Origin of the sequence: Lentzea terrae (genome assembly GCF_003265345.1) — a bacterium.
Lineage (GTDB): Bacteria > Actinomycetota > Actinomycetes > Mycobacteriales > Pseudonocardiaceae > Lentzea > Lentzea terrae.
In genome coordinates, this window is sequence record NZ_QFWW01000059.1 from 74,535 (window position 1) to 86,373 (window position 11,839).

The 11,839-nt window shown below is 69.5% G+C and carries 10 protein-coding genes and 1 pseudogene; 9 read left to right on the top strand and 2 right to left on the bottom strand.

Going from position 1 to position 11,839, the window contains the following annotated elements; genetic code table 11:
* Positions 1-22: 22 nt before the first annotated feature.
* A complete protein-coding gene (locus DI276_RS48740; protein WP_112277171.1) occupies positions 23-1,741 on the bottom strand; it encodes a fatty acyl-AMP ligase in 1,719 nt (572 codons plus the stop codon).
* A 311-nt stretch (positions 1,742-2,052) separates the two neighbouring features.
* Between DI276_RS48740 and DI276_RS48745 the strand changes: the two genes are divergently transcribed.
* The 7 genes from DI276_RS48745 to DI276_RS48775 all read left to right on the top strand — a co-directional run bounded on the left by DI276_RS48745 (position 2,053) and on the right by DI276_RS48775 (position 9,205).
* Complete coding sequence (locus DI276_RS48745) at positions 2,053-3,372, top strand: acyl carrier protein (protein WP_112277172.1); 1,320 nt, start codon at positions 2,053-2,055, stop codon at positions 3,370-3,372.
* Positions 3,373-3,787: 415 nt separating this feature from the next.
* Complete coding sequence (locus DI276_RS48750; protein WP_157985425.1) at positions 3,788-4,108, top strand: hypothetical protein; 321 nt, start codon at positions 3,788-3,790, stop codon at positions 4,106-4,108.
* Between the two features lie 323 nt (positions 4,109-4,431).
* On the top strand, positions 4,432-5,343 hold the full coding sequence (locus DI276_RS48755; protein WP_112277174.1) for a LytR/AlgR family response regulator transcription factor: 912 nt from the start codon (positions 4,432-4,434) through the stop codon (positions 5,341-5,343).
* Positions 5,340-5,744, top strand: coding sequence for a DUF485 domain-containing protein (locus tag DI276_RS48760; RefSeq protein ID WP_112277175.1), 405 nt, complete (start codon positions 5,340-5,342; stop codon positions 5,742-5,744). The genes DI276_RS48755 and DI276_RS48760 overlap by 4 nt, the downstream gene beginning before the upstream one ends.
* A complete protein-coding gene (locus tag DI276_RS48765; protein WP_112277176.1) occupies positions 5,741-7,483 on the top strand; it encodes a sodium/solute symporter in 1,743 nt (580 codons plus the stop codon). Before DI276_RS48760 ends, DI276_RS48765 begins: the two co-directional genes overlap by 4 nt.
* Positions 7,484-7,497: 14 nt before the next feature.
* On the top strand, positions 7,498-8,673 hold the full coding sequence (locus DI276_RS48770; protein ID WP_112277177.1) for a sensor histidine kinase: 1,176 nt from the start codon (positions 7,498-7,500) through the stop codon (positions 8,671-8,673).
* A 7-nt stretch (positions 8,674-8,680) separates the two neighbouring features.
* Positions 8,681-9,205: a CbrC family protein gene (locus tag DI276_RS48775; RefSeq protein WP_198681362.1), complete on the top strand. Its 525-nt coding sequence runs from the start codon at positions 8,681-8,683 to the stop codon at positions 9,203-9,205.
* Positions 9,206-9,324: 119 nt separating this feature from the next.
* Here DI276_RS48775 and DI276_RS52890 read toward each other — a convergent pair.
* A pseudogene (locus tag DI276_RS52890) lies at positions 9,325-9,732 on the bottom strand (transposase); the annotation flags it as partial.
* Positions 9,733-10,361: 629 nt separating this feature from the next.
* Here DI276_RS52890 and DI276_RS48785 point away from each other — a divergent pair.
* Both DI276_RS48785 and DI276_RS48790 read left to right on the top strand, forming a co-directional pair.
* On the top strand, positions 10,362-11,180 hold the full coding sequence (locus DI276_RS48785) for a metallophosphoesterase family protein (protein WP_112277180.1): 819 nt from the start codon (positions 10,362-10,364) through the stop codon (positions 11,178-11,180).
* Positions 11,181-11,819, top strand: a complete 639-nt coding sequence (locus DI276_RS48790) for a 4'-phosphopantetheinyl transferase family protein (protein WP_112277181.1) — start codon at positions 11,181-11,183, stop codon at positions 11,817-11,819.
* Positions 11,820-11,839 lie beyond the last annotated feature (20 nt).

The following is an 11,839-nucleotide window of genomic DNA, read 5'->3' on the forward strand; positions in this document are numbered from 1 at the left end:
CGGTGTCGTGTGTGGCGGGCGCTCACACGCGGCCTTCGAGGAACGCCTGCCGGCACGCCCGCCGCCGCACCTTCCCGCTCGTCGTCTTCAGCACCAGCCCCTGCGGCCGCACCACCACCTCGTCGACCGCGAGTCCGTGCGTCTCGAACACCCGCCGCCGCACCGCCTCCGCGATCTCCGCCCGTTCGGCGTCCGCGGTCTTCTTCGCGCGGGTTTCCACGAACAGCACCAGCCGTTCGCCGTCCTCGTGCGGCACCCCGAACGCCACCACCCCACCCGGCCGGACCAAAACGTGGCAGTCGCGCACGGCGTCCTCGACGTCCTGCGGGTAGTGGTTGCGGCCGTTGATGATGATCACGTCCTTGAGCCGCCCGGTGATGAACAGCTCGCCGTCCGCGAAGAAGCCGAGATCGCCGGTCCGCAAATAGCGCCGATCATCGCCCGGCACCTGGGCCTCGAACGTCCGCCGGGTCTCGTCCGGAAGGCCGAAGTAGCCGGCCGCCTTCGTTCCCGACGTCACCCAGACCTCGCCCACGCGGTCCGGTGCGCAGACCTCCAGGGTCGAGGGGTCGACGATCAGCGCGTGGGCACCGGGCTTGGTCAACCGGCCGCAGCCCACCACCGGCAGGCCGTCGAGGGACTGGAGCACCTCGCCGCGTTGAAGAGCCGCCCGGTCGAGGCGCAGCACGGACTGGCCGCCCATCGACACGCTGACGGTGTGCTCGGCGAGACCGTAGGCCGGGTAGAACGACGAGCGGCGCAGGCCGGACGAGGCGAAGGCGGTGTAGAAGCCGTCCACAGTGGACGCTCGGATCGGTTCGGCCGCGGACATCACCACGCGCAGCGCGCTCAGGTCCCACGCGGCGCGTTGGGAGGCGGTGGTCTTGCGGACGGCCAGTTCGAAGGCGAAGTTCGGGGCCGCGGTGTGCGTGGCGCGGACCCTGGCCAGCACGTCGAACCACAGGGCCGGGCGGTGCAGGAACGACAGCGGCGACAGCAGGTACGTGTGCGAGTTGCCGGTCAGGGTGCTCAGGATGACGCTGATCAGGCCGAGGTCGTGGTACTGCGGGAGCCAGAACACGCCCACGGTGTCGTCGCCGAGGTCGAGGTCGGCGGCGTTCGCGGTGATCTCGCACGCCAGGTTGGCGTGGGTCAGCACGACGCCCTTGGGGGACGCGGTCGAGCCGGACGTGTACTGCAGCAGCGCCGGTTCGGCGGTCGAGGAGGGCTGGTGCCAGTCGACGGTGGCCGGGCGGACGCGGTCGGCGCGGTGCCAGCGCAGGGACGGCCACTCCGGCTTGACGCGGTCGAAGAAGCCGGTGACGGCGCCGACCGTGCGGGCGCGTTCGTAGGCGCCGTTCGTCAGCACGGCGTGGGGCTTGCAGCTGTCCACAACGGATCGGAATCCGGTCAGGTCGTGGCCCAGCCGCACGGGGTTCGGCGGGTAGACGGGCACCGGGACGACGCCCGCGGCGAGGCAGCCGAGCAGGGCGCGCACGAAGTCCGGGCCCGGCGGGTAGACCAGCAGCGCGCGGTCGCCGGGGCGGAAACCCCAGCCGCGCAGCGCACTGGCGACGGCTGACGCGGCCTCGCCCAGGGCCCCGGCGGTGATGATCTCCTCGTCCCGGCCGCGGTCGTCGACGAACGTGAACAACAAACGTTCAGGAGAGCGTTTCCATATTGCCCGGAATTCGGAGACCACAGTGCCGGCGGCGTGGTCGAGCGAGGCGCTTGTTTTCATCGTGATACCCGATCTGACCGGCGAAACCTTTCAGCGGCAGGACCGTAGCAACGCTCATGCGGACTACGGAACCCTCCCGTACCCAAAGAGCCGAACCTCGTGTCACGACGAGACAAACTACTTGACACGAACAGCCCTGGGACATTCCCTATTTATCCCCCAAGCGGCCCGCGAAAGCATGCTGACCAGGCAATATAGTTCGTTTGTCCACAAATACATCCCGCTGACCAGGTCCGTGGCGGAGTTTCCAAATGAGACAACGTGCACTGCGGTACCTTCACCGAAGGCAAAACCGAGGAATGAGGTGGCACGTGTTGCTGGCACTCGTGTCCGCACGGACAGGACGCCCCGCCGCACTGCTCACCGAGGACCTCGAACTGACCACCGATCTGCGCCTCGACTCACTCGCGCGCGTCGAATTGCTCGTCGCGCTGCGCACCGGAATTCCGGACCTGCCGGAGATCACCGTCGCGGACGTGCTCGGCTTCCGCACCCTCGGCGAACTGCAGGCCGCGGTCGAAGGCCGGCCACACCGGGTCCGCCACGTCCGGACCGCAAGACCGAGAACACTTCCCGGACTGCACATCGCGGGCCTGCGTGGCATGCTCGTGATCACCGACGACGGCCGCGGGACGGCGCACGAGGTCCGTGCAAACCTTGCCGCGCACGGGATCGCGGCCACCGTGGTCGACGAGGTTCCGTACGGCGCGACCGGCGTGGTCTTCCTCGGCGGCCTGCGCGACGACGTCACCCACGTCCACGCCGAGGCATTGCACGCCGCACGTGAGGAACGCCGGCTCTTCGTCACGGTGCAGGACACCGGCGGCGACTTCGGCCGGGGCGGGACCGCACGGGAGCAGGCCGCCGGCCTCGCAGGGCTGGCGCGGCACCTCAGGACCGAATGGCCGGACAGCACGATCCGCGCGTTCGACATCCCGCGCGGCCCGGACACCGCCCGGCTCATCACCACCGAACTGCTGCACGGCGGCGCGGTGGAAGCGGTCGGCTACCCGGACGTCCGCCACGAGCTGACTCCGGACGAAGAGGCACGGAGCCACGACTTCCGCGCCGAGGTACACCCCGTTCCCCTCCTCGACGAGACGCACAGCCCGATCTCCTGGTTGATCGAGTGGTTCGTCGCCACCTCGGGCGCGACCACGCTGCGTGACGTCTCGTTGCTGCGCGACCTCGCCACCGGAACCGGCCCGATCACCGTGCGGGGCCACGGAAAGCGGCTCGCACTCGTCTCGAATGTCACGCACGGCCGCGCCATGATCGCCCCGGCAGCGCCGCCGGTATCCTCCAGAACGACACCCGCCGTCACTGTCCGTGGTGCCCGCCTCCTCGGCTGGCCCCTGGAACACAGCCGCACCGACCCCGCCGCGACGGACGAGTGCCTGTGCCTGGCGACGAGATGGGCGCACGAGGAGTTCGGCGGCACCGCGGTCGTGACCAGCGTGCGCGAGGTCAGGGTGCACTGCACCGGGCTCCTGACCACGTCGGGAGCGGCCGTGCTGACGGCCGGCAGAACGCAGGACGGGCACGCCGAGTGCGACGTCGCGCTGACCGATGGGGACGGTTCCGCACTGCTGGACCTGCTCGGCGTGCGACTGCTGCGCCACCCCCGCTGAGACGGCGCCACTCTCGTCCGGAGAACCGTTCGGAAATCCTGTATGAACCCGAACGACTGAACTCGCAACACCACCGTTCACACCGGCGGCACCGCACTGCAGCAAAAGAGTTAATACGTGTGACGAGAAGTCGCTCGACCGGTGAACTCAATGCACTGATTGATGCGATCCAGGACACACCGATTCGGCCCAACACCCCGAGCGCCACCTGGCCTACCAGGCACGTAGAACCGACTCCGGGCCGAGTGACCCCCGCTAAACGTCGAAACCCGTCCATTTCAGCGGACCGCCATAACAGCGCCACCAATTGAGACGAAGGCCTGTTGAGACGGAATGGGTGCGCGATTGACTGAGTGGTCCTGCTGGGGCAACATCATTGCGCTGGACCACAGCGTTCAGGATATGGTGGTGCCCAGTGGGGGCAATTGTCCTGGGACGGGAGGAATCCGTGGACCCGGCACTGGACGCATTGCGCGACCGGCTGGCGGAGATCATCGCGTCGCCGCCGGACAACACCGACGACCTCGTCGACGCGCTGAGCGGTCTCGCCAAGCTCTCGAACCAGTGGTCCGAGGCGATCCAGGCCTTGCGCGCGCCCACCCGCAGACTCGTCGGACCGGCCGCGGCCGCCTCGGTCAGCGTCGCCGCCCGCCGTGCCGAGGAGTCCTTCATCGAGCTGGAGATCACGCTCGGTGACGCCCTGGCCGCACAGCCGCGCGCCCTCCGCCAGTCCTGAGCCGGCCCGTCCCGGCGATGAGCCTGACCAGGCAAGTGCACGCTGTGTGATGGCGGTTTCGGTCTGCCATCCGAGACACACCCGTTCGGAGGGTTTCCGCACCTCGCCCCGCTGACGGATGATGCGCCCGATCGGGCGTTTCCGGGGCGGAGGGGGTGATTCGTGCACACCTTGTGCAATCAGACCCCCGCAGCGGGTCACCCTCCGTGACGGTGCATGATCGCGTATCCGACGCCCTCGGCCCACCAGGCGCGCGATGACCGAGCGTGGTCTAATCGCCGCCACGTGAGGATCGGCCGTACACAGTTTGGACTCGATCTCGAATGACCTCAGGTCTGCCCTGCCCCCTCTGCGAGGGGCCGGATCGACGTGGCAGCCTCGAGCGCTCCCTCCGGGTGCTCGCCGTCGACGACGAGGCACCCGCGCTGGAAGACCTCGTGTACCTGTTGCGCTCCGATCCGCGCATCGCGCACGTGGAAGCGGTCACCGACGCCACGAAGGCGCTTCGGGTGCTGCACCGCGCGATGGACGCCGGGCAGCCGTTGGACGCGGTGTTCCTCGACATCCGCATGCCGGGCCTCGACGGTCTCGACCTCGCCCGCGTGCTCTCCCGGTTCGCGCAGCCGCCGCCCGTCGTGTTCGTGACGGCGCACCAGCAGCCCGCCGTCGAGGCGTTCGAGCTCAAGGCTCTCGACTACCTGCTCAAGCCGGTGCGCCAGGAACGGCTCGCCGAGTCCGTGCACCGCATCGTGCACGAGGTCTGGGACTCCAAGGCTCCCACCGAACCCGTCCCCACCGCGCCTGCGCAGCCCACGAACGCCACGCCGCCGGAGATGGGTGACGAGGTCATCCCCGTCGAGCTCGGCGGCGTCACGCGGTTCATCCGTCTCGCCGACATTCGTTACGTGGAGGCGCACGGCGACTACGCCCGCCTGCACACCGCGACCGGCAGCGGCCTGGTGCGCGCGGCGTTGAACGGGCTCGAAGAACGCTGGCGCAGCGCGGGATTCGTCCGCATCCACCGCAGCCACCTGGTGTCGCTCGGCCACATCGACGAGCTGCGGCTGGAGGACGGCCACCTCAGCGTGACGATCGGCGGCGCGGTGCTGCCGGTCAGCCGCCGGCACGCGAGACACCTGCGGCAGCTGCTCGTGCGGCGCGCCCGGCCGACTCCCGTGTCCGGTCAGGCCACCCCCGCCGGTGTCGTCCAGCCGAGGAACGGGCTCGGGTCGTGACCACGCCACCACCCGGAAATGGACCGGCTCCGAAGCCGACCCAGCGCGTGGTGGTGACCAGCCCGCGCACCAGGGCACCGCGCGCCCGCCGCCCGTACTCGGGCACGCGCGAGATCAACGAGCAGAGCGAGCTCGGCGCCGTCTACATGCGCACGCTGATCCGCGCGCAACGGCGGCTGGGCCTGTCGGTGTGCCTGGTGGTGTGCGGGTCGCTGGGCGTCCTGCCGCTGCTGTTCTCGATCGAGCCGGACCTCGGCAAGGCGCGGGTGCTCGGGCTCGGGCTGCCGTGGTTCCTGCTGTGCGTGGCGACGTTCCCGATGCTCCTGCTGGCCGGCTGGTTCTACGTGCGGCAGGCCGAGCGCAGTGAGCGCGAGTTCGCGGAGCTGGTCGAACGTCCATGACGAGTGGTTACGCCATCGTGGCGGTGCTGGTCGTCGCACTGGGCACGATCCTGATCGGTACCTACGGACTGCGCGTTTCCCGCACCACGTCTGACTTCTACGTCGCCTCGCGCACGGTTTCCCCGTGGTGGAACGCTTCCGCGATCGGCGGCGAGTACCTGTCCGCAGCGTCGTTCGTCGGCATCGCCGGGCTGATCTTCGCCTACGGGCCGGACATGCTGTGGTTCCCGGTCGGCTACACGGCCGGATACCTGGTGCTGCTGACGATGGTCGCGGCGCCGCTGCGGCGGTCCGGCGCCTACACGTTGCCGGACTTCGCCGAGGCCCGCTTCCGCTCCAAGGTGGTGCGGGCGGTCGCGTCGATCCTCGCGCTCGCGATCGGGTGGCTGTACCTGTTGCCCCAGCTGGAAGGCGCGGGCCTGACGCTGAACACCGTGACGGGCGCGCCGGACTGGGTGGGCGCGCTGGTCGTCACCGTGGTCGTGACGGTGAACGTGATGTCCGGCGGCATGCGGTCGATCACGTTCGTGCAGGCGTTCCAGTACTGGCTCAAGCTGACCGCGATCACCGTGCCGATCATGTTCCTGATCGTCGTCTGGCAGGTGCACGGCGCGGAGTCGCTGACGAAGCCGGAGTTCCCGACGTTCCCGCACGACACCGTGGTCAAGTTCCACAAGGAGACCACGATCCACGCCGAGCAGGCCATCTTCATCAAGGGCAGCGGCGCGATCGACGGCATGCGCATCGAGAACGCCGGGCACACGCTGCCCGACGGCTACCACCGCATCGGGCTGGGTTCGGAGTTCACCTTCCCGCAGGGCGCTCCCGTGCCACACCTGTCCACAATGGACCACAACACCAACGAGTCGTGGGCGCTGCCGGACTCGGGGGCCCAGCGGTTCCCGTTGTACGGCGTCTACTCGCTCATCATCGCGACGTTCCTGGGCACCATGGGCCTGCCGCACGTGATCGTGCGCTTCTACACCAACCCGAACGGCACAGCCGCGCGCCGCACGACGTTGATCGTGCTCGGCCTGTTGTCGGTCTTCTACCTGATGCCACCGATCTACGGCGCGCTCGGCCGGCTCTACACGCCGGAGCTGCTGATGACCGGCCAGACGGACGCGGTGGTGCTGGTGCTGCCGACCCGGATGATCGAGGGCATCGGCGGCCAGCTGCTCGGCGCACTGGTCGCCGGTGGCGCGTTCGCGGCGTTCCTGTCGACGTCGTCGGGTCTCGTCGTGTCGCTGGCGGGTGTGCTGTCCCAGGACGTGCTGCGGCTGGGCGGCGTGCGCGGGTTCCGCATCTCCACGATGCTCGCGGGCATCGTGCCGCTCGCGATGACGTTCGTGTCGACCGGCATGCCCGTGGCGGACATGGTCGGCCTGGCCTTCGCCGTCGCGGCGTCCTCGTTGTGCCCCTTGCTGATGCTGGGCATCTGGTCGACGCGGATCACCACCATCGGCGCCATCTCCGGCATGCTCGCGGGCGGCGTTCCCGCCCTGACCGCCGGTCTGGTCACGATGTTCACCGACACCGGCAACGCCTGGTACGAGGTGCTGCTCTCGCGTCCTGCCGCGTGGACGGTGCCGCTCGGCTTCACGGTCATGTACGTCGTCTCCCTGCTCACCCAGCGGCACGTGCCACCCGGCGTGCAGCGGACGATGGTCAAGCTCCACGCACCCGAGAACCTCGGGTTGGACGGCTCCGGCCCCGCCTCGGCCGACGAGCGAAGCTAGATAGGTGATGTGAGATGCAGGACTTCCTCACCGCAGCCGCGATCCTGGTCGTGGGCGGAGCGGCCGTGCTCGTCCTGTGGCGGGGCACGCGCAACAAGCAGTCGCTGTCGACCGAGGCCCAGCGCGTCACCTACGAAACACTGCACACGGCCTGGTCCGCCGCTCCCCCGCTGCGCGCCGGTCTCGTGCCCGACGCGGCGAAGAAGTCCGCGCGGCACCTGCGGACGCTGTTGGACACGCCGGCGCTGGCGTTGACCGACGAGACGGAAGTCGTTGCGTGGGAAGGCGTTTCCGACCACCACGCGGCCGAGGCGATGACCCAGGCCGAGGACGTCTTCCTCACCGGACGCACCCAGGCGTTCGACATCGGCTGCACCGAACCGAACTGCCCGATCAACTGTGCGGTGGTCGCCCCGCTGACGGTGGAAGGGCGCGTTGTGGGGACGCTGGCGGCCTACTCGCGCGAGGCGTCGGCCGGACTCGTGCGCGCGACCAACCAGGTGGCGCGGTGGGCCGCCGGGCAGCTGGAGCTCGCGGAGCTCGACCGTTCGCGGACCCGGTTGGTGGAGGCGGAAGTGCGGGCACTGCGCGCGCAGATCTCGCCGCACTTCATCTACAACTCGTTGTCCGCCATCGCTTCTTACGTGCGCACGAATCCGGAACGCGCCCGGACGTTGCTGCTCGACTTCGCGGACTTCACCCGGTACTCGTTCCGCCGGCACGGTGACTTCACGACGCTGGCCGAGGAACTGCGGTCCATCGACCAGTACCTGGCGCTGGAGCGGGCGCGCTTCGGCGAGCGGTTGAAGGTGACGTTGCAGGTGGCGCCGGAGGTGTTGCCGGTGACCGTGCCGTTCCTGTGCCTGCAGCCGTTGGTGGAGAACGCGGTCCGGCACGGAATGGAGGGCAAGGTCGAGCCCGGCCACATCCAGATCCACGCCAACGACGGCGGCGCGGAAGCCCAGATCACCATCGAGGACGACGGCATCGGGATGGATCCCGAGAAGCTGCGCCGCACGCTGGCCGGGCAGGTGGACGAGTCGGCGGGGATCGGGCTCGGCAACATCGACGAGCGGCTGCGGCGGGTGTACGGCGACGAGTACGGGCTCGTGGTGGAGACGGCGTGCGGGCTCGGTACGAAGATCACCGTGCGGGTGCCGAAGTACCACGCCGGCATCAACGGCATGTGAGCCTGTGGTGAAGCCGCCGCCGAGAGCGCCGTCGTTCCGCTACCACCCCGAGCCGCTCGAGACGGGTTCCGTCGACTGGTCCGACCAGGTGTGTGCGTGCTGCGGAGAGGCGCGCGGGCTCATCTACAAGGGACCGGTCCACGCAACGGAGAAGGTCTCGCTGTGCCCGTGGTGCATCGAGGACGGCAGCGCGGCCGAGAAGTTCGACGCCACCTTCACCGATGCCGACGCCCCCGCCGGCGTGCCCGAGGCCGTGGTGGACGAGATCTGCCGGCGCACACCGGGGTTCTCGGGGTGGCAGCAGGAGCGGTGGCTGTTCCACTGCGGCGACGGGGCCGAGTTCCTCGGCTCCCGTGGAGGGGACGAGTTGAGCGCGGCGGCGCGCGACGCCGTGCGGCAGGAGCTGCGCGGCTGGTCGGACGGCGACATCGGCTGGTACCTCGACGCCCTGACCAGAGACGGGTCGCCCACCGCCTTCCTGTTCCGGTGCCTGGTCTGCGGCACGCACCTCGCCTACACCGACTCCACCTGACCGCTCGGCCCGCGATGAGCGGTCATCGGCACGATAAGCGGTAGTTGGTTAGCAACGCGCATGAAAACGCCGGGGCCACCCTTTCTCAGGATGACCCCGGCGACGATCGCGAGAAATCAGCTGGCGGCCTTCGCGGCCCGGCGGTCGGCCGCGTCCAGCACCGCGCGGATCCAGTCGATCTCCTCGGTACCGCAGGCGCCCTCGGCCGCCGCCCGGCGCAGGCGCACCCACAGGCCCAGGTCGGTCCACTCCTGGAAGCGGCGGTGCACGGTCGGCACGGTCACGCCGAACGACGCGGGCAGGTGCCGCCACGCGCAACCCGAGGACAGCACGAAGACGATGGCGGTGAAGACCGAGCGGTTGCACACGCGGCCGCGGCCACCGCCCTGGCGACGGATCTTGGCCGGCGGGATCAGCGGCTCGACCACTGCCCACAGGTTGGGGCTGACCAGGCGTGACGACAGCTGCTCGATGACGTCACCGCGGCCGGTCTCGCACGCGTGCTCCGGCCAGGACGCGGCGCGCATCCAGGAGTCCTGGCGCGGCGCGGCGTCGGCGGGCCGGGTGTCCTGGCGGGCGGACTCGGCGCGCTGACGGGAGCGGAGCAGCGTGGCCAGTGCGGTGTCCTCGGCCGTGGTGCGGCGCTGCGGGACGGCGTAGGCCGAGTGCTGCTGGGCGTGCCGGGCGATCTCGGCGCCGACCGTGCGGCGGAACGAGGGGTTGCCGGCCAGGCGCGGGTCCACGGGCTGGCCGTAGCGGGTCGGCACCTGGCCGACCGGGGCCTGCCGCGGGGGCACCGGCCGCTGGGGCACTTGACGGGGCGGGACCTGCCGCGCGAGTCGCGGGTCCGGGGTGCGTGCGAACTGTGAGTCGGTCATGGTGTGGTCCTCCGCCAGGACTTTTCCGTCAGGTGACAGCGCTCACAGTAAGAAGCGGGCCAGAAAACAGGTAAGTACGCAGACCGTGAAAGGCGATGAGCGGACGTGCGGAGGCGATACACGGCCTGTCCTGTTGAGACGAGTGGCCCACGGTCTGCGACGAACGGATAACCGGTCGTGTGGTTGAACCACGACCGGGTGGAACCGACCGCTCACGGAGAGCACACCCGTCGGACGGTGATGATCCGGTCGTTGACGCCCCGGCTACCGTTCGAACTGTGAAGCTTTTGGCCACCAGCGACCTGCACGTCTCCTACCAGGACAACCGCCAGGTTGTGGATGCGATCGCCTCACCCGATCCGCAGGACTGGTTGATCATCGCCGGAGACATCGGCGAACGGTTTGCCGACGTCGAGTGGACCCTCCGCACGCTGCGGCCGCGGTTCGGCAGGGTCATCTGGTCGCCCGGCAACCACGAGCTCTGGACCACGAAGGACGACGAGAACCAGGCCCGCGGCGAGATGCGCTACAAGCAGCTCGTGGAGCTGTGCCGCAGCCTCGACGTGATCACGCCGGAAGATCCGTACGTGGTGTTCGACGGGGACAACGGTCCGGTCACTGTCTGTCCACTGTTCCTCGGCTACGACTACTCCTTTCGGCCGCACGGCGCCACGGACGTGAAATCGGCCCTCGCCATCGCGCACGAGGCGGGCGTGGTGTGCACGGACGAGTACTTCCTGCACCCCGACCCGTACCCGTCCCGGGAGGCCTGGTGCCAGGCGCGGGTGCAGGAGACCGAGGAACGCCTCGCCCAGGTCACCGGGCCCACCGTGCTGATCAACCACTACCCGCTCGTCCGCGACCCCACGTTCGTGCTGCGCTACCCCGAGTTCGCGCTCTGGTGCGGCACGACGCTGACCGCCGACTGGCACCGCAGGTTCAACGCCGTCGAGATGGTCTACGGCCACCTGCACATCCCCCGCACGACGCACTACGACGGCGTGCGCTTCGACGAGGTCTCGCTCGGCTATCCGCGCGAGTGGAAACCGCGCGGCACCACCCGGGTGAAGCTGCACGACGTCCTGCGGGAGTCATAGGTGCTGGAACAGCTGCTCGCCCCGCCCATCGCGGCGGTGGAACGCTACGACGACGAGCTGCCGGTCGAGCTCTATCCCGAAGAGGAGGCGTTGCTGGCCAACGCCGTCCCGAAGCGGAAGTTCGAGTTCGGCACGGCGCGGTGGTGCGCTCGTGAAGCCATGAAGCGCCTCGGCGTCGCACCGGGGCCGATCCTGCCCGGCCCCAAGCGCGAACCGCGGTGGCCGGACGGCGTCGTCGGCAGCCTCACCCACTGCGCCGGCTTCCGGGCCGCCGCGCTGGCGTTGACGAGCGACTACCGGACCATCGGCATCGACGCTGAGCCGCACGGTCCCGCACCGGACGGCGTGCTGGAGGCCATCGCGATCCCGGCGGAGCTGCGGCGGATGCCCGGCCTGAAGGTCGACGACCCGAAGATCTGCTGGGACCGGTTGCTGTTCAGCGCCAAGGAGTCGACCTACAAGGCCTGGTACCCGGTCACGCAGCGGTGGCTGGGCTTCGAGGACGCCGACATCACGCTCAACGCCGACGGCACGTTCCACTCGCGGATCCTGCTGCCGGACACGCCGATCGCCGGGTTCGACGGCCGCTGGCTGGTGCAGGGCAACATCCTGATCACCGCCATCGCCGTGAGCGTGTAGGGGACGTGTAGCGGCGGTCA

Excerpts from the sequence above, each read along its gene's own strand:
- DI276_RS48740 (WP_112277171.1), bottom strand. The coding sequence starts at position 1,741 with ATGAAAACAAGCGCCTCGCTCGACCACGCCGCCGGCACTGTGGTCTCC.
- DI276_RS48755 (WP_112277174.1), top strand. The coding sequence starts at position 4,432 with ATGACCTCAGGTCTGCCCTGCCCCCTCTGCGAGGGGCCGGATCGACGT.
- DI276_RS48765 (WP_112277176.1), top strand. The coding sequence starts at position 5,741 with ATGACGAGTGGTTACGCCATCGTGGCGGTGCTGGTCGTCGCACTGGGC.
- DI276_RS48770 (WP_112277177.1), top strand. The coding sequence starts at position 7,498 with ATGCAGGACTTCCTCACCGCAGCCGCGATCCTGGTCGTGGGCGGAGCG.